We start from the raw sequence: 16,204 nt of genomic DNA on the forward strand, positions 1-16,204 counted from the left end.
AGATGACCGCCCTGGAGCGTCCCTACTGGATCGAGGCCCTTTTCGAGCGCCGAGACGGCTGGGACGCTTCCGTCTATCCCTTCAACCTGCCGGTCGTGCGCTCGCTCGACCGGCTGGCCTTCCACCCGAACGTAACCTTTCTCGTCGGCGAGAACGGCTCAGGAAAGTCCACGCTGATCGAGGCCCTGGCGGTGGCGTGGGGGTTCAACCCCGAAGGCGGCGGTCGCGAACACCGTTTCGGCACACGCGACAGCCATTCGCCTCTGCACAGGTTCGTAAGGCCGGTCCGGTCGGCGCAGAGGGTTCAGGACGGCTTCTTTCTCCGCGCCGAGAGCTTCTTCACCGTCGCCTCCTATCTGGAAAGTCCCGAGGTCATGGGGTCCCGGTATGGCGCCCGCCGGTTGCACGAACAGTCGCACGGCGAGTCCTTCTTCGCCCTTTTCGACAATCGTTTTATCGGCGACGGCCTTTACATACTGGACGAACCCGAGGCCGCCCTGTCACCCAGCCGGCAGCTGTCCTTCCTCGCGCGCCTGCACGAGCTGGTCATGGCGCGGTCCCAGCTGATCATCGCCACCCATTCGCCCATCCTTCTCGGCTATCCCAACGCCTGGATCTACCAGGCGTCCGAACACGGTCTTGAACGGATCGAATACGAGGACACTGATCACTATCAGGTCACGCGCAACTTCCTGACCCGTCGCGAGATGATGCTGGACATACTGCTCAAGCCGGACTGGGGCTCAGACCTTCTCCCGGATCGTCCGCCCCACCGGCGCCACCGCCAGCTTGGCCAGTTCCAGATCCTTCAGGGCGAAGGGGATGCCGATGATGGAGACGAACTCAGCCACCGCGATAACCAGGTGCGACAGGGCGATGTACCAGCCCGCCACGACGAACCAGACGATGTTCAGCACCAGACCCAGACAGCCCGCCACCGGATGGGCGTCCTGCCAGACGATCTCGCGTCCGAAGGGCCAGAAGGAATAGCTGGCGATCCGCCAGGCGGCGAAGGTCCAGGGCAGGCCCACCACGGTCAGGGCCAGGATCGCGCCGCCCAGCAGCCACAGCAGCCCCGACAGCCAGCCGCCGAAGACCAACCACAGGATATTCAGGATCAGACGGATCATCGCATCTCTCCGAGAACAATGTCCTCCAGATAGAACGAAGGCCCCGCCGACGACAGCAGGGCCTTCATTAATTCACCGAAACCCGGACCCTAGTGCGGCTTCTCGGACCAGCGCGCCTTGGCCTCGTCCTGGGTCAGGTTCAGGTGGACATGCTTGTCATCCACCCGTTCCACCCAGCTGACCGGGATCAGGTGATGTTTGAAGCCGCCGGCGAGGTCCAGCTTGGCCAGTTCGATCTGGTCTCCCAGCACATGATCCACGCGCCCGACGTGGCCGCCGTCCGATCCCACGACTTCGAGATGTTCTTTGATGAGCGAGGCGTCGACCATGAGGGTTCTCCGGGTTTGAAGATTGGTCCCATGAAACGGATGCGCCACGAGCGGGTTTCAAACCGCATAGCTTACTGCTGTATAAGGAACCTGGGACGGGCCCGAGCTCGGCCGCCGGCTCCTTCACGGATCGTCGAGGTACATATGAAACGCGCCTGCTCGACCCTGCTGGCGATGATGATGGCCTGGTCCGTCGCCGCCTGCGGCACCCTGCAGCGGCCGGAAGGGCCGCTGCGCCTGGCCGATGGCGCTCTGATCCCGGCTCAGGACCCGCGGATCCGCACGAATGACGCCGTGCGCCTCGAGGCCTTCACTGAAGAAGTCGGCCAGCGCCTGGCTCAGAAACATGATCTGTCGATCCTGGCCCTGTCCGGCGGCGGGGCCAACGGCGCCTATGGCGCAGGCGTGCTGGTCGGCTGGACCGAGCGGGGCGACCGGCCGGTCTTCGACATCGTCACCGGCGTCAGCACCGGCGCCCTGGCCGCCCCCTTCGCCTTCGCCGGTTCCGAATGGGACCCCCAGCTGGGCCACGCCTATACGGACGGGGGCGCCAGCAGCCTGTTGAGCTGGCGCAGCCTGGCCTTCTTCCTCTACCCCAGCCTCTACAGCGCCTCGGTGCTCCGGACTCTCGTTGACGAGAACGTGACCCCCGACCTCCTGGCGGCCATCGCCCGCGAACACGCCAAGGGCCGCCGCCTGCTGGTCGCCACCACCAATCTGGACAACGAGGAGACGGTCATCTGGGACATGGGCCTGCTGGCCAGCCAGAACGACGAGAATTCGCGCGCCCTGTTCAAGGAGGTGCTGGTGGCGTCCGCCAGCATCCCAGGCGTCTTTCCGCCCGTGCTGATCGCCGGCCTCCAGCCGGACCAGACCGTGGTGATGGAAATGCACGCCGACGGCGGGGTCAACACCCCCTTCCTCGCCATCCCGGAGCCCCTGGCCCTGTGGACGCGGCCGCAGGACGAGCCCGGCGGCGGCGCCCTCTATGTCGTGGTCAACGGCCAGGTCGGCCGCAACGAGGGGGTCACGCCCGGTCGGCTGACCGCAATCCTGATGCGCAGCTACGACAGCATGAGCAAGGCTTCGCTGCGCGCGCATCTGGCGACCACCGCCGCCTTCGCCCGGCGCAACGGGATGAGCCTGTCCCTGTCCGCCATTCCCGATAATGTCGAGGCCTCCAGCCTGGAGTTCGACCAGAAGACCATGACGGCCCTGTTCGAACTGGGGCGCCGGCAAGGTCGGTCCGCCGAGGCCTGGACCCGCCTGGATCGGCCGGAACCTTCGCCTGGCTTCCTTCCCGCCAAGGCCCTGCCCGCCGAGGAGGTCCCCGAGCCGCTGAGACCCCACGAGGCCGACAGACCCGAAAAACAGAACTGACCATGGCTGAAATCATCAACCTGAACCGGGCGCGCAAGGCCCGCGCAAAGTCAGAAGACAAGATCCGGGCGGCGGCGAACCGCGTCGTCCACGGACGCTCCAAGGGCGAGAAACAGGCCGCCCGGGCCGAGCAGGAGCGGGCGGACCGTCGCCTGAACGGTCAGAAGCGTGAGACGCCGACGGAAGACTGAGCCTTAAGCCGCCTTGGGCGCCCGGATCAGCAAGACCTGGCCGACCAGCACAAGGGCCAGACCGACCAGCATGGTCACGCCGACCTCCGCCCCCTCGAACAGAACGGACATGATGACGGCGATCGGCGGGGTCAGGGCCGAGATATAGCTGGCGAGGGCGAACCCCCTCTGTTTCGCCAGGGTGAAGTACAGGCCGAAGGCGATGACCGATCCGAAAAGCGACAGGTGCAGCAGGGACAGAACATAGGCGGGAGTCGCCTCGACCCGCCACTCCACTCCGGTCGCAAGCCCGTAAGCAGCCAACATGGCCGTGCCGTACGCCATGGCCCCGGCTGTGGCGGCCATGACCGGGGCTCCGGCCTGCTGACCGCGCCAGGCAAACCAGTTGCCTAAGGCGGAGGCGAGCACCGCGACGAGGGCCAGCACAATGCCCAGCCCCGGCGCCGATCCGGCGGAAGCCCCCGTTCCCGCCAGTTGGCCAAACGACAGGACCGCGACGCCGCAAATCCCGAGCACCGCCCCCTGCCAGGCGCCGGCGGACGCCTTCTGCCGCTCCACTAGCCGGAACATCACCAGATTCACGAAGGCCAGGGCCGCAAAGATGACCGCCACCACGGCCGAGGCTACCCGCTCCTCGGCCGCATAGACGAAGCCGTAGCTGACCGCGAAGACGAAGGCCCCCTGCCCCACGGCGGCGAGGTGTTGGGCACGGGTCAGCCTCAGCGGCCGGCGCGTCAGGACGCAGAAACCGAACAGGACCACAGCCGCCAGGCCAAAACGCCAGACGATCGAGACGATAGGATCGACCACGCCCAGCTGCAGGGTGATGGCGAACCAGGTCGTGCCCCAGATCAGGGCGCAGGTCAGGATGGCGAGGACGGTGACGGGGCGACTCATGCAAGACTCCGGTTGGCGGCGTCCGGATACCACCGTCGCCCCATCGGCGCCCCTCACGTCTTGCGCCCGAATGTGACACCCGCCGAAAAGGAAGCCCATGCGCCGCGCCCCTGTCCACTCTCCCCGACCCGGGCTGCGATGAGCGGCCTGACCAAGCGTTCCGTGGTCTTGGCGGGCCATGCCACCTCCGTGGCCCTGGAGCCGGAATTCTGGGCGGTTCTGGATCGGATCGCCGCCGCCCGCAGCTTCAGCAAGGCGCAGTTGCTGGCCGATATCGACGCCGGCCGCGGGCGTCGCCCCCTCGCCTCCGCCTGCCGCCTTCTGGCCCTGTCCTGGGTGGCGGAGCACGGTCCGGGCGCGTAACATGGGTCGTCAAAGGAGCCTCGAATGGACACCCCGCGCCTGATCCCCGCCGCCGCCTTCGGCGGTCTAATCGCCCTCGGCCTGATCGGCGCCGGGGCCCTGATCAGCCAGGGCGTGGTCCACGCCCGCGCCGGCGACCGCACCGTGACCGTGCGCGGCCTGTCGGAGCGCGAGGTGAAGGCCGATCTCGCGGTCCTCCCGCTGCGCTTCACCGCCTCGGGCGAGGTCCTGTCCGAAGTCCAGGCCCGGATCGACGGCAACCTGGCCCTGGTCCGCCAGTTCCTGAGGTCGCAGGGCTACCCGGCCGAGGCCGTCGACCTGGGACGGCTGGAGGTGGCCGACACGCGGTCTCGGGAGTACGGAGTCCAGAACGGCGGCCCCCGCTTCATCCTGGCCCAGACCGTCATCGTCCGCACCGGCGACGTCGCCCGGGTCCAGGCCACCACCCGCGCCCTCAACGACCTGGTCCGTCAGGGCGTGGTGCTTCAGGACTTCCAGGGCCCCTCCTACATCTTCACCAAGCTGAACGCCGTCCGGCCCCAGATGATCGCCGAAGGCACGGCCGCCGCCCGCACCGGCGCCGAACAATTCGCCAAGGACTCGGGCACGCCGCTCGGCCCCATTCGTCAGGCCACCCAGGGCTCCTTTGAAATCCTGCCGCGCGACGGCGCGGGCGGCGACGAGTCCGGGTCGATCGACAAGAAGGTCCGCGTCGTGACCACCATCACCTATAGTCTGAAATAGGCCCGTCCGGCGCCTGTACCTCGCCCAGCTGGACGATCTCGGACGCGGGCCGTTCGGTCGATCGCCGCTCGTCGACCTCCCGCTCACCCGTCGATTCGACCAGGGCGACCCACACGGCGATAACGGCGAACATGCCGACCATGCCGAGGACGAAAGCCCGCCAACCGCCTCCGTCCTGTCCAGGTCTTCGGTCCGATGGTCGGGTCATCCTCTGCGCCTTCCGTTGCATCGTCAGGGGAACAGAGCCTCGGCGGAACCGGTTCCGCAGTTCATTTCCGGACCGGTCCTGACATCGCCGTCTGGTCCCCTTATGTTCCCTTCTTCGATTCTGACCACCCGGACCGCTTGCCGCCTGTGACCGATCTTCCCGCCCCCCGTATTTCAGACCTGGCCCGCGCGCGTGCGCCGCAGGAGGGAGAGGCCCGCGACTATCTGTCTGGACTGAACCCCGAGCAGCGCGAGGCGGTCGAGACGACGGAAGGCCCGGTCCTGGTCCTGGCGGGCGCCGGCACGGGCAAGACGCGGGTGCTGACGACGCGACTGGCCCACATCCTGGCCACCGGCCGCGCCCGCCCGTGGGAGCTTCTTGCCGTCACCTTCACCAACAAGGCCGCGCGCGAAATGCGCGAACGGATCACCCATCTGATCGGCCCCTCCGCCGAAGGCCTGCGCTGGCTGGGCACCTTCCACTCCATCGCCGCCCAGATCCTGCGCCGCCACGCCGAACTGGTCGGGCTGAAGTCCAGCTTCACCATCCTGGACACCGACGACCAGGAACGGCTGCTGAAACAGCTGCTGGAAGCCGCCAATATCGACACCAAGCGCTGGACGCCCAAATCCCTGGCCGGCCTGATCGACCACTGGAAGAACCGCGGCTGGACGCCCGAGAAACTGCCGCCGGGCGAAGACTTCGCCAACGGCAAGGGCCAGGGTCTTTACGCCGCCTATCAGGCCCGCCTGCGCACCCTGAACGCCTGCGACTTCGGCGATCTGCTGCTGCACAACATCACCATCCTGTCCAAGCACGCGGACCTGGCCGAGGAATACCGGCGACGCTTCCGCTACATTCTGGTCGACGAATATCAGGACACCAACGTCGCCCAGTATCTGTGGCTCCGGCTGCTGACGGCCTCGACCGGCAATGTCTGCTGCGTCGGCGACGACGACCAGTCGATCTACGGCTGGCGCGGGGCCGAGGTGGACAACATCCTGCGCTTCGAGCGCGACTTCCCCGGCGCCAAGATCGTCAAGCTGGAGCGCAACTATCGCTCGACCAGCCATATCCTGGGCGCCGCCTCGGGCTTGATCGCGGCCAACCGCGACCGTCTGGGCAAGACCCTGTGGACCGAGGACGACAGCGGCGACAAGGTGCGGGTGCGCGGCGTCTGGGACGGCGAGGCCGAGGCCCGTCTGATCGCCGATGAGATCGAGACCGCGCGTCGCCCCCACGCCGGCAAGCCGGGGCTGAAATACAAGGACATGGCCATACTGGTCCGCGCCTCCTTCCAGATGCGCGCCTTCGAGGAGCGGCTGGTCATGCTGGCCATCCCCTACCAGGTCATCGGCGGCCCCCGCTTCTTCGAACGCGCCGAAATCCGCGACGCCCACGCCTATCTGCGCCTGATCCAGTCCGAGGACGACGACCTGGCCTTCGAGCGGATCGTCAACGTCCCCAAGCGCGGCATCGGCGACACCAGCGTCCAGAAGATCCTGCAGATCGCCCGCCAGCACGACCTGTCCGCCCTGACGGCCGTGCGAGGCCTGATCAACACCGACGAGCTTCAGGCCCGCACCCGCACCGCCCTGTCCAACTTCGTGCGCGACCTGGACCGCTGGCGCGCCCTGGCCGAGACCACGCCTCACTGGCAGGTCATGGAGACGGTGCTGGAGGAGAGCGGCTACACCGAGATGCAGAAGGCCGACCGCACCAGCGGCCAGACGCGGCTGGAGAACCTGAAGGAACTGACCCAGTCCATGCAGCAGTTCGAGACGCTGCAGGCCTATCTGGAGCATGTCTCCCTGGTTATGGACCTGGAACGGGCGACGGCCGAGGACCCGCACGGCGACGGGGCGGTCCAGATCATGACCCTGCACGGCGCCAAGGGACTTGAGTTCCCGCTGGTCTTCCTGCCCGGCTGGGAGGAAGGCGTCTTCCCCAGCCAGCGCAGCATCGACGAAAAGGGCGAGAAGGGCCTCGAGGAGGAACGCCGCCTGGCCTATGTCGGCGTCACCCGCGCCAAACAGGACGCCCGCATCTCCTTCGCCGCCAACCGCCTGGTCTATGGCCGCTGGACCTCGCAACTGCCCAGCCGCTTCGTCGACGAACTGCCCATCGCCCACGTCGATCCACAATCCGACACCGGCTACTACGGCGCCTCGACCGGCATGAAGGAGGCCAAGAGCCGCTGGGACGACGCGCCCAGCTTCGGCAGCGGCTATTCCTCCCCCGGCTGGAAACGGGCCCAAAGCTTCACCGCCGCACAGACGCCGAACCGCATCCCCGCGCGCAAGGCCGTGATCGAGGGCGACGGCCGCCTGATCGCCACGGCGGACCCGAAGTCCAGCTCAGGATGGGCGCGCGGCCAGCGCGTCTTCCACCAGAAGTTCGGCTACGGCCACGTCCGCGTCATAGAGGGCAACAAGCTGCTGGTCGATTTCGAAAAGGCGGGCGAGAAACGGGTGATCGACAGTTTCGTGGAGAAGGCGGACTGAACGGAGCGACGTCGGCGTGGCGGCGATCATCCGCCTTTGCCGTCGGCCAAGCTTTGGCCTAAGCCATCGCCTTCCTGTCTGCGACCGAGTCCGCCATGTCCGCCCCTGCCCGTCCCACCGTTGATCGCGCCTGGTTGAGCTGGGCCATGCGGCGGATCGAGGCGGACTACAACCGCTCGGCCGACACCCATCTGATCCCGGTGGACATGCCGGCCCTGTCGGACATCGCCCTGTATCTGAAGGACGAATCCAGCCACCCGACCGGCAGCCTGAAGCACCGTCTGGCGCGGTCGCTGTTCCTCTACGCCCTCAGCAACGGCTGGATCGGCGAGGGCATGACCATCATCGAGGCGTCCAGCGGCTCGACCGCCGTGTCCGAGGCCTATTTCGCCCGGATGCTGAACCTGCCCTTCATCGCCGTGGTGCCGCGCTCGACCGCCCAGGAGAAGATCGCCGCCATCGAATTCTACGGAGGACGCTGCCATTTCGTGGACGTGCCCGGCGAGGCCTACGCCGAGAGCCAGCGGCTCGCCGACGAACTGGGCGGCCACTATATGGACCAGTTCACCTATGCCGAACGGGCCACGGACTGGCGCGGCAACAACAATATCGCCGAGTCCATCTTCGCCCAGATGCGACGCGAGCCCTGCCCCATCCCGCGCTGGATCGTGTGCGGCGCCGGCACCGGCGGCACCTCGGCGACCATCGGCCGGTTCGCCCGGTTCAATCGCCACGACACCCGGATCTGCGTCGCCGACCCGGAAGCCTCGGTCTTTCACCGTCACTGGGCCGACGCGGCGGTCCAGAGCAGCGCCGATCGCCCGTCCCTGATCGAGGGCATCGGCCGGGCGCGGGTCGAGCCCTCCTTCATCCCCAGCGTGGTGGATCGGATGATCGTCGTCCCCGACGTCGCCTCCATCGCCGCTGCGCGCGTCCTCAGCCGGCGTCTGGGCCGCCCCTGCGGCGGATCGACCGGCACCAACCTGTGGGCCTGTGTCGAACTGGCCCAGGAGATGGCGCAGGCGGGCGAATGCGGTTCGATCGTCTCGATCCTGTGCGACCACGGCGACCGCTACGCCTCCACCTATTTCGACGACGCCTGGATCGCCGCCCAGGGCCTGGACACCGCCCCTTGGGAGGCCCGCCTGGACGCCTTCTTCGAAACCGGCGTTCTGCCCAAGGCCTGAACCGGCTGTCTTGTGGGGATGAACGGGACTAAGAAGGTCCGAGAGGCCGCAGACGGTCCGAACCTCCACAGGAGCCAACCATGGCGGGCCTCAAGGACAAGCGCGGCTTCATCGACAAGGACCGCATCGACCTGACCGAGCGTCAGTCGGTCGAATACTGGATGAAGCGCTGGGGCGTGACCAAGGACCAGATCACCGCCGCCCACCGCAAGGTCGGCCGCATGACCAAGGACATCGCGGCGGAGCTGGGGAAGAATCGGTAAACGTCAGGTGGGCCTATGAAGCGATACGTCGTGGACACCAATATGCTGGGTAGCGCGGAGCTGGCAGCATATCTTCAAGAATCCAAGCATAACCTCGGCATTATAACCGAGGCTACGATGATAGAATTGCACAAAACCCGTGCTTCCGATGTCGTTAGAGATGTTTTACGGCTTCCGTGTCGCTTTCCACGGCAAATTATTTTTCTTCGAGATGAAGTAGATCTAATCGGGATGGATGGCACGACGCGCCGTTTAGTACGCTACTTGATTGACGAAAACCAAACTTCATATTTTCCGAATTATTGCTCAACCATAGTAGAGGCCCCCATCGATGACGTTATCGGTCGTCATTTCTCAATGATGGAGTCGCAATCAGATGCGTACATGAAAGAGTTTACGGAACGCGCAGGAAAAATATTCAACCTGTTCCGAGCAGCCGAGCCCCGCTTTGACGACAACGATGTCGTCCATCTCCGGAAGCGACAATCCTACCCCATTGAACTTCAAAAGAAGCTCATCGACATGGCGTTCGCCGTTCGGCAACTCCTCATTCGGAACGACGCCGACACCAGACAATTTCCAACAGTCACTCGGCTCGCAATTAACACATACCTCTTTCGCTATTGCTTATTCGTTGCCCTGTATTTTGCACGCTGGATCAAATCAAACCGAACCGACCTCAAGAACGAGAAAAGGATCGCCAATCAGCTCATGGACATGAAGATCGGAGCTATTGCATCGTTCTTTGATGGTCTTTTGACAAACGACTCCGTGCTTTCCGAGACGTATGAGGAAGCCGTCTTCGTTTCTGGATCTCTAGGAGGCTATATCCGGTGCGGTAGAGGCTTGACCGGCCTCTAGCATCAAATATGCAGCACCCGCCCATAGGCGTCCAGCGCCGCCTCGTGCATGGCTTCCGACATGGTCGGGTGCGGATAGACGATGCCGTGGATGTCCTCTTCCGTCGCCTCCATGGTGATGGCGGTGACATAGCCCTGGATCATCTCGGTCACTTCGTGGCCGATCATATGGGCGCCGATCAGGGCGCCGGTTGCCGCGTCAAAGATCACCTTGACGAAGCCGTCCGGCTCGCCCGAGGCCACGGCCTTGCCGTTCACGCGGAACGGGAAGCGGCCGATCTTGACCTCGCGCTTCTCGGCGCGGGCGGCCTGTTCGGTGACGCCGACCGAAGCGACCTGCGGCTGGGCGTAGGTGCAGCCGGCGATGGGCGAGACGACATTGGGGGTCTTGTAGCCCGCGATATATTCGGCGGCGTGGATGCCTTCATGCGACGCCTTGTGCGCCAACCAGGGCGCCCCGGCGCAGTCGCCGATGGCGAAAAGGCCCTTGACGTTGGTCTGGCAGTGGCTGTCGGTCTTGATATGGCCGCGGTCCAGTTCGACGCCCAGGGCCTCCAGGCCGATGCCGTCGGTGTTGGCGGTGATGCCCACGGCCGAGATGCAGACCTCGGCCTCTAGGGCCTCGGCCTTGCCGCCGACCTCGATGTCGACCTTCACGCCCGCGCCGGTCTTGGAGACCTTGGTCACCTTGGCGCCGACTTTGAACTTGATCCCGCGCTTCTCGAACGACTTCTGCGCGGCCTTGGAGACCTCTTCGTCCTCGACCGGCATGATGCGCTCGACCGCCTCCACGACCGTCACCTCGGCGCCCAGGGCGCGATAGAAGCTGGCGAACTCGATGCCGATGGCGCCCGAGCCAATGACCACGAAGGTCTTGGGCAGCTTCTTCGGCGCCAGGGCGTCGCGATAGGCCCAGATCTTGTCGCCGTCGGCCTCAAGCCCGATCTGCGGCAGGGCGCGCGCCCGCGCGCCGACCGCCAGCATCACCGACTTGGCCTCAACCGTCCGCACCCCGCCGGCCTTCAGGGCGATCACGACCTTGGGCGCCGCAGCGCCCTTTTCCAGCTTGGCCGAGCCCTCGATCACCTCGATCTTGTTCTTCTTCATCAGGAAGGCGACGCCCTTGTTCATCGTCGCCGCGACGCCGCGCGAGCGCTGGATGATGGCGTCGAAGTCGAACGACGCGCCGGACGCCGACAGGCCGTAGTCCTTCAGATGGCTCAGGCTCTCGAACTTCTCGCCCGACTTCAGCAGGGCCTTGGTCGGGATACAGCCCCAGTTCAGGCAGATGCCGCCCAGGTTCTCGCGCTCGACGATGGCGACCTTCAGGCCCAGCTGGCTGGCGCGGATGGCTGCGACGTAACCGCCGGGGCCCGAGCCGATGACGACGAGATCGAATTCAGCAGCCATGATCAGATCAACTTCTCGATGTCGGCCTTGATGGCCTCAGGTTCAGTCTGCGGGGCGTAGCGGGCGACCACCCTGCCCTCGCGGTCGGTCAGGAACTTGGTGAAGTTCCACTTGATGGATTGGGAGCCGAGGAAGCCCCGTTTCTGCTTGGTCAGCCAGGCATAGAGCGGATGCCGGTTCGGCCCATTGACTTCCACCTTGTCGAACAGGGGGAAGCTCACGTCGAAACTGGTGGCGCAGAAGACGGCGATCTCCGCCGCCCTGCCCGGCTCCTGATTTCCGAACTGGTTGCAGGGAAAGCCGAGCACCTCGAACGGCGCATCGGCGAAATCCCGATGCAGCTTCTCCAGACCCTCGTATTGGCCGGTGAAGCCGCATTTAGACGCGGTATTGACGATCAGCAGCGCCTGACCGCGGAAACGGTCCAGCGACACCTCGGCGCCGTCGATGGCGCGGGCGGAGAAGTCATAGACCGAGGTCATGACTATCTCCTCCCCCTACGCCAGCATCGCGACGGGATCTTCGATCAGCGGCTTGAACGCCTGCAGGAAGCGGGCGCCGGTCGCGCCGTCCACCACGCGGTGGTCGCAGGTCAGGGTCACGGTCATGACCGTGGCCGGAACCACCTGGCCGTTCTTGACCACGGCCCGCTGCTCGCCCGCGCCCACGCTCATGATACAGCCCTGGGGCTCGTTGACGATCGAGGTGAACTGTTTGATGCCGAACATGCCCAGGTTGGACACCGAGAAGGTGCCGCCCTGGAACTCTTCCGGCTTCAGCTTGCGGTCGCGGGCGCGCTTGGCCAGGTCCTTGGACTCGGTCGCGATCTGCGCCAGACCCTTGGTCTCGGCCTTCCTGATGATCGGGGTGATCAGGCCGCCGTCGATCGCCACCGCCATGGAGATGTCGGCGTTGTGGTGCATGGCGATGCCTTCGGGGGTGTAGGAGGCGTTCGCCTCCGGCACCATCTTCAGGGCAAGGGCGGCGGCCTTGATGACGAAGTCGTTGACCGAGACCTTGATCCCCTGCGGCTCCAGCATCTTGTTCACCTTGGCGCGGACGGCCATCAGCTGGTCGATCTCGCAGTCGATGAACAAGGGGAAGTGCGGCACGTTCTGCACGCTCTCCACCATCCGCCGCGCCACGGCCTTCTTCATCCCGTCCAGCGGGATCAGGTCGTAGCTGCCGTCCGGGATACCCATCTGGGCCAGGGACAGGGCCTTGCGGGGCTCAGCGGCGGCGGGCGTCGCAGCGGCAGCGGCGGGCTGGACAGATCCCTTGCCGGCGGCTTCCACATCGCGGTGCACGATGCGCCCATGCGGACCGGTGCCCTTGACCGACTTCAGATCGACGCCGTTCTGAGCCGCGATCCGGCGCGCCAGGGGTGAGGCGAAGATGCGCTGGCCGCTTTCGGACTTCGGCGCCGGCGCGCTCTTAGGCGGCAGAACGGCCTCGGCGGACTTCACGCCTTCGGGCGTGGCCACGGCCTGTCCGCTTTCATGGCCGGCCTGAGCCGGCTTGTCGCTCGTCGAAGGGCCGGCGGGCTTGTCGGCCTTTGGGGACGCCGCGCCGCCCTCATCCTTCAGTCGGGCGATGGGCGTATTGACCTTCACCCCTTCCGTGCCTTCAGCGACCAGGATGTCGGTGATCTCGCCCTCGTCCACGGCCTCGACTTCCATCGTGGCCTTGTCGGTTTCGATCTCGGCGATCACGTCCCCGGCGGAGACGACGTCGCCGACCTTCACATGCCACTTGGCCAGGACGCCCTCTTCCATGGTCGGAGACAGGGCCGGCATCAGGATATCGGTCATGCCATCACCTGCTTCACGGCTGCGATGATCTTGTCCACGCCCGGCAGCGACAGGGCTTCCAGATTGGCGGCGTAGGGCAGAGGCACGTCCTCCTGGTGCACCCGCAACGGCGGGGCGTCCAGATAGTCGAAGGCGTGTTGGATGACGCGGGCCACCACCTCGGCGCCCACGCCCATCGGACCCCAGCCCTCTTCGGCCGAGACCAGGCGGCTGGTCTTCTTGACGCTCTGGACAATGGTGTCGGTGTCCAGCGGACGCAGGGTGCGCAGATCGACCACCTCGCACTCGATGCCTTCCTCGGCCAGCTTCTCGGCGGCCTGCAGGGCGAAGCCGACCATGCGGCTGTGGCAGGTGATGGTGACGTCGCGGCCTTCGCGGCGTACCTTGGCCTTGCCGATCGGCAGGACATAGTCCTCGACCTCCGGCACGTCGAACTCCAGCCCGTACATCATCTCGTGTTCGAGGAAGACGATCGGGTTCGGGTCGCGGATGGCCGCCTTCAGCAGGCCCTTGGCGTCGGCCGCATCATAGGGGGCGATGACCTTGAGGCCCGGCACCTGGGCATACCAGGCCGAATAGTCCTGGCTGTGCTGGGCCGCCACGCGGCTGGCCGCGCCGTTCGGGCCGCGGAAGACGATCGGCGCCTTGATCTGACCGCCCGACATATAAAGCGTCTTGGCGGCCGAGTTGATGATGTGGTCGATCGCCTGCATGGCGAAGTTGAAGGTCATGAACTCGACGATCGGCTTCAGGCCCGCCATGGCGGCGCCGACGCCTAGGCCCGCGAAGCCGTGCTCGGTAATCGGGGTGTCGACCACGCGCTGGTCGCCGAACTCCTGCAGCAGCTCGCGGCTGACCTTGTAGGCGCCCTGATACTGGGCGACTTCCTCACCGATCAGGAAGACCTTGTCGTCGCGACGCATCTCCTCGGCCATGGCGTCGCGCAGGGCGTCGCGGATGGTGGTCTTCACCAGCTTGGCGTCGGCCGGAATTTCCGGATCGCGCAGTTCGACCTTGGGGCTAGCGGTCTGGGTCGGGGCCTTTTCGGGATCGCCGGTCTTGCCCTCGGCGGTCGCCGTCGGCGCATCGGCCTGTGCCTTGTCGGACTCGGCCTTCGGCGCGGGCGCAGCCGCCCCATCTTCGCCGGCCAGACGCGCGATCGGCGTATTGACCTTCACATTCTCCGAGCCTTCGGCGACCAGGATCTCCAGCACTTCGCCTTCATCCACGGCCTCGACTTCCATCGTGGCCTTGTCGGTTTCGATCTCGGCGATCACCTGGCCGGCCGACACGGTGTCGCCCGCCTTGATGTGCCATTTGGTCAGCGTGCCCTCTTCCATCGTGGGGGACAGCGCCGGCATGAGGATGTCGGTCACGGATCAGGCCTCCACGTAGACGTCGGTATAGAGCTCGGACGGATCGGGTTCCGGGCTTTCTTGAGCGAATTGAACGGCCTCGGCGACGATGGCCTTGATCTCGTTGTCGATGGCCTTCAGCTCGTCTTCCGTCGCATTGGCGGCGGCCAGCAGGGTCTTGACGTGATCGATCGGGTCGCGGGTCTTCTTGACCTCGTCCACCTCCTCCTTGGTCCGGTACTTGGCCGGATCGGACATGGAGTGGCCGCGATAGCGGTAGGTCTTGACCTCAAGGATGTAGGGACCTTCGCCGGCGCGGGCGCGCTCGACCGCCTTCTTGACCGCGTCGCGGACGGCCAGAACATCCATGCCGTCGACCTGTTCGCCGGGAATGCCGAAGCTGGCGCCGCGCTGGCTGAGCTGGGTCGTGGAGGACGAGCGTTCGATGCTCGTGCCCATGGCGTACTGATTGTTCTCGATGATGTAGATGGCCGGCAGCTTCCACAGCTGGGCCATGTTGAAGCTCTCGTACACCTGACCCTGGTTCGAGGCGCCGTCGCCGAAATAGACGAAGGCCACCGAATCGTCGCCGCGGTACTTGCCGGCGAAGGCCAGACCCGTGCCCAGCGCCACCTGGGCGCCGACGATGCCGTGGCCGCCGTAGAAGCCGGTCGGCACGTCGAACATGTGCATCGAGCCGCCCTTGCCCTTGGACGAGCCGCCGATGCGGCCGGTCAGTTCGGCCATGACTTCCTTCGGATCCATGCCGGCGGCCAGCATATGGCCGTGGTCGCGGTAGCCGGTGATGATCTTGTCATGGCCCTGTTTGACGCTCTCCTGAACGCCCACGGCCACGGCTTCCTGGCCGATGTACAGGTGGCAGAACCCCCCGATAAGACCCATGCCGTAAAGCTGGCCCGCCCGCTCCTCGAAGCGGCGGATGAGCACCATCTCACGGTAATAGCGGAGGAGGTCCTCCTTGGAGGCCGAAGGCGTGTTCGGTAGTTTGTCAGGCGCAGTGGTCTGAGCGGCTTTGGCTGGGGCTTTCGCCATCCGGCATCTCCCGGCTAGGCGCCGGGGAGCGACGCCTTCTTATCGTTACGGAAGGGGGCTTTAGCAGCCTTCGTTCCCGAAACGCAAAGGGGGGCGGGCCAAGCTGTAACAATAGTTCAAGTGGGGAGGATTTTCACCCCTGAACGGATTGCGCCTGAACGGCAATCACATAGTCGCGCGGGTCCGAAAACCCTAGAACCGCGCGGGCCCGCTCCTCCAGCAGATCCTTGGACAGGCTGTCGCTGCGCAGATAGCGCACGCGGGTTTCCAGATCGCGCCGTTGTTCCGTCAGATGGGCGAGCTGCGCCTCGCGCTGCCCCAGCAGGGCGTCCCGCGACGATCCGCTCAGCAGGCCGCGCTCGCCCGTCAGGGCCTGCACCCCAAGATAGGCGAGCAGGAGCAAAAGGACGATGGACAGGCGGTACGGCTTCATCCGTTCGGGCAAGACAGACGCTCCTTCTGAGCGCGAGAGACACAGTTCGTTAACTGTGCCCGAAAATGCCTAACGAAAAGTAGCTT

At 65.7% G+C, this 16,204-nt stretch carries 18 protein-coding genes and 1 pseudogene; 9 read left to right on the forward strand and 10 right to left on the reverse strand.

Translation table 11 applies throughout. The annotated features are described in order from the left end of the window. Positions 1 to 2: 2 nt before the first annotated feature. A pseudogene (locus ACZ5M6_RS11505) lies at positions 3 to 584 on the forward strand (AAA family ATPase); the annotation flags it as partial. 159 nt (positions 585 to 743) lie between these two features. Here ACZ5M6_RS11505 and ACZ5M6_RS11510 read toward each other — a convergent pair. After that, positions 744 to 1,130 (reverse strand): YccF domain-containing protein, encoded by a 387-nt coding sequence (locus ACZ5M6_RS11510; RefSeq protein ID WP_287396488.1) that lies wholly within the window; start codon positions 1,128 to 1,130, stop codon positions 744 to 746. 89 nt (positions 1,131 to 1,219) lie between these two features. Continuing rightward, entirely contained in the window at positions 1,220 to 1,459 is a 240-nt protein-coding gene (locus tag ACZ5M6_RS11515; protein WP_054765876.1) for a DUF2171 domain-containing protein, read from the reverse strand. 144 nt (positions 1,460 to 1,603) lie between these two features. Between ACZ5M6_RS11515 and ACZ5M6_RS11520 the strand changes: the two genes are divergently transcribed. Beyond that, entirely contained in the window at positions 1,604 to 2,839 is a 1,236-nt protein-coding gene (locus ACZ5M6_RS11520) for a patatin-like phospholipase family protein (RefSeq protein ID WP_464158692.1), read from the forward strand. Positions 2,840 to 2,841: 2 nt separating this feature from the next. Further along, positions 2,842 to 3,030 (forward strand): DUF4169 family protein, encoded by a 189-nt coding sequence (locus ACZ5M6_RS11525; RefSeq protein ID WP_182713060.1) that lies wholly within the window; start codon positions 2,842 to 2,844, stop codon positions 3,028 to 3,030. Between the two features lie 3 nt (positions 3,031 to 3,033). On the opposite strand, the gene ACZ5M6_RS11530 is transcribed toward ACZ5M6_RS11525, so the two are convergent. Then, a complete protein-coding gene (locus ACZ5M6_RS11530; RefSeq protein WP_464158693.1) occupies positions 3,034 to 3,927 on the reverse strand; it encodes a DMT family transporter in 894 nt (297 codons plus the stop codon). Positions 3,928 to 4,065: 138 nt separating this feature from the next. Between ACZ5M6_RS11530 and ACZ5M6_RS11535 the strand changes: the two genes are divergently transcribed. Further along, the gene (locus tag ACZ5M6_RS11535) at positions 4,066 to 4,290 is read left to right on the forward strand and encodes a ribbon-helix-helix domain-containing protein (protein ID WP_464158695.1); all 225 of its coding nucleotides are present in this window, start codon (positions 4,066 to 4,068) and stop codon (positions 4,288 to 4,290) included. Between the two features lie 24 nt (positions 4,291 to 4,314). Further along, positions 4,315 to 5,034, forward strand: a complete 720-nt coding sequence (locus tag ACZ5M6_RS11540) for an SIMPL domain-containing protein (RefSeq protein ID WP_464158697.1) — start codon at positions 4,315 to 4,317, stop codon at positions 5,032 to 5,034. Here the strand turns inward: ACZ5M6_RS11540 and ACZ5M6_RS11545 are convergent. Continuing rightward, positions 5,015 to 5,242 carry a hypothetical protein gene (locus tag ACZ5M6_RS11545; RefSeq protein ID WP_464158699.1) on the reverse strand — a complete coding sequence of 76 codons (228 nt, stop codon included), beginning with the start codon at positions 5,240 to 5,242 and terminating at the stop codon, positions 5,015 to 5,017. The two genes, ACZ5M6_RS11540 and ACZ5M6_RS11545, sit on opposite strands and share 20 nt — an antisense overlap. Positions 5,243 to 5,388: 146 nt before the next feature. On the opposite strand from ACZ5M6_RS11545, the gene ACZ5M6_RS11550 reads away from it, so the two are divergent. From ACZ5M6_RS11550 to ACZ5M6_RS11565, 4 genes are all read left to right on the forward strand, one after another. Further along, on the forward strand, positions 5,389 to 7,746 hold the full coding sequence (locus ACZ5M6_RS11550) for an ATP-dependent helicase (RefSeq protein ID WP_464158701.1): 2,358 nt from the start codon (positions 5,389 to 5,391) through the stop codon (positions 7,744 to 7,746). Between the two features lie 95 nt (positions 7,747 to 7,841). Beyond that, entirely contained in the window at positions 7,842 to 8,933 is a 1,092-nt protein-coding gene (locus tag ACZ5M6_RS11555; protein ID WP_464158703.1) for a PLP-dependent cysteine synthase family protein, read from the forward strand. 80 nt (positions 8,934 to 9,013) lie between these two features. Beyond that, positions 9,014 to 9,196 (forward strand): DUF3606 domain-containing protein, encoded by a 183-nt coding sequence (locus ACZ5M6_RS11560; protein WP_464158705.1) that lies wholly within the window; start codon positions 9,014 to 9,016, stop codon positions 9,194 to 9,196. Between the two features lie 15 nt (positions 9,197 to 9,211). Beyond that, positions 9,212 to 10,057 (forward strand): hypothetical protein, encoded by an 846-nt coding sequence (locus tag ACZ5M6_RS11565; protein ID WP_464158706.1) that lies wholly within the window; start codon positions 9,212 to 9,214, stop codon positions 10,055 to 10,057. 2 nt (positions 10,058 to 10,059) lie between these two features. Here the strand turns inward: ACZ5M6_RS11565 and lpdA are convergent, their stop codons facing one another. From lpdA to ACZ5M6_RS11595, 6 genes are all read right to left on the reverse strand, one after another. Continuing rightward, complete coding sequence (gene lpdA, locus ACZ5M6_RS11570; protein ID WP_336967161.1) at positions 10,060 to 11,466, reverse strand: dihydrolipoyl dehydrogenase; 1,407 nt, start codon at positions 11,464 to 11,466, stop codon at positions 10,060 to 10,062. Positions 11,467 to 11,468: 2 nt separating this feature from the next. Continuing rightward, entirely contained in the window at positions 11,469 to 11,948 is a 480-nt protein-coding gene (locus ACZ5M6_RS11575; RefSeq protein WP_201462692.1) for a glutathione peroxidase, read from the reverse strand. 15 nt (positions 11,949 to 11,963) lie between these two features. Beyond that, positions 11,964 to 13,277 (reverse strand): pyruvate dehydrogenase complex dihydrolipoamide acetyltransferase, encoded by a 1,314-nt coding sequence (locus ACZ5M6_RS11580; protein ID WP_464158707.1) that lies wholly within the window; start codon positions 13,275 to 13,277, stop codon positions 11,964 to 11,966. Continuing rightward, on the reverse strand, positions 13,274 to 14,653 hold the full coding sequence (locus ACZ5M6_RS11585; protein WP_228184245.1) for a pyruvate dehydrogenase complex E1 component subunit beta: 1,380 nt from the start codon (positions 14,651 to 14,653) through the stop codon (positions 13,274 to 13,276). The genes ACZ5M6_RS11580 and ACZ5M6_RS11585 overlap by 4 nt, the downstream gene beginning before the upstream one ends. 3 nt (positions 14,654 to 14,656) lie before the next feature. After that, a complete protein-coding gene (pdhA, locus tag ACZ5M6_RS11590) occupies positions 14,657 to 15,685 on the reverse strand; it encodes a pyruvate dehydrogenase (acetyl-transferring) E1 component subunit alpha (protein ID WP_054765890.1) in 1,029 nt (342 codons plus the stop codon). A gap of 133 nt (positions 15,686 to 15,818) precedes the next feature. Continuing rightward, the gene (locus tag ACZ5M6_RS11595) at positions 15,819 to 16,118 is read right to left on the reverse strand and encodes an FtsB family cell division protein (protein ID WP_054765891.1); all 300 of its coding nucleotides are present in this window, start codon (positions 16,116 to 16,118) and stop codon (positions 15,819 to 15,821) included. Positions 16,119 to 16,204: the final 86 nt, after the last annotated feature.

This window comes from Brevundimonas sp. Br13 (genome assembly GCF_055391505.1).

Bases quoted from the DNA above. Each gene is read 5' to 3' on its own strand.
- ACZ5M6_RS11540 (WP_464158697.1), top strand. From the start codon at position 4,315: ATGGACACCCCGCGCCTGATCCCCGCCGCCGCCTTCGGCGGTCTAATC.
- lpdA (WP_336967161.1), bottom strand. From the start codon at position 11,466: ATGGCTGCTGAATTCGATCTCGTCGTCATCGGCTCGGGCCCCGGCGGT.
- ACZ5M6_RS11560 (WP_464158705.1), top strand. From the start codon at position 9,014: ATGGCGGGCCTCAAGGACAAGCGCGGCTTCATCGACAAGGACCGCATC.
- ACZ5M6_RS11580 (WP_464158707.1), bottom strand. From the start codon at position 13,277: ATGACCGATATCCTGATGCCGGCCCTGTCTCCGACCATGGAAGAGGGC.
- ACZ5M6_RS11515 (WP_054765876.1), bottom strand. From the start codon at position 1,459: ATGGTCGACGCCTCGCTCATCAAAGAACATCTCGAAGTCGTGGGATCG.
- ACZ5M6_RS11525 (WP_182713060.1), top strand. From the start codon at position 2,842: ATGGCTGAAATCATCAACCTGAACCGGGCGCGCAAGGCCCGCGCAAAG.
- ACZ5M6_RS11565 (WP_464158706.1), top strand. From the start codon at position 9,212: ATGAAGCGATACGTCGTGGACACCAATATGCTGGGTAGCGCGGAGCTG.
- ACZ5M6_RS11555 (WP_464158703.1), top strand. From the start codon at position 7,842: ATGTCCGCCCCTGCCCGTCCCACCGTTGATCGCGCCTGGTTGAGCTGG.
- ACZ5M6_RS11535 (WP_464158695.1), top strand. From the start codon at position 4,066: ATGAGCGGCCTGACCAAGCGTTCCGTGGTCTTGGCGGGCCATGCCACC.
- ACZ5M6_RS11545 (WP_464158699.1), bottom strand. From the start codon at position 5,242: ATGACCCGACCATCGGACCGAAGACCTGGACAGGACGGAGGCGGTTGG.
- ACZ5M6_RS11575 (WP_201462692.1), bottom strand. From the start codon at position 11,948: ATGACCTCGGTCTATGACTTCTCCGCCCGCGCCATCGACGGCGCCGAG.
- ACZ5M6_RS11510 (WP_287396488.1), bottom strand. From the start codon at position 1,130: ATGATCCGTCTGATCCTGAATATCCTGTGGTTGGTCTTCGGCGGCTGG.
- ACZ5M6_RS11520 (WP_464158692.1), top strand. From the start codon at position 1,604: ATGAAACGCGCCTGCTCGACCCTGCTGGCGATGATGATGGCCTGGTCC.
- ACZ5M6_RS11530 (WP_464158693.1), bottom strand. From the start codon at position 3,927: ATGAGTCGCCCCGTCACCGTCCTCGCCATCCTGACCTGCGCCCTGATC.
- pdhA (WP_054765890.1), bottom strand. From the start codon at position 15,685: ATGGCGAAAGCCCCAGCCAAAGCCGCTCAGACCACTGCGCCTGACAAA.
- ACZ5M6_RS11595 (WP_054765891.1), bottom strand. From the start codon at position 16,118: ATGAAGCCGTACCGCCTGTCCATCGTCCTTTTGCTCCTGCTCGCCTAT.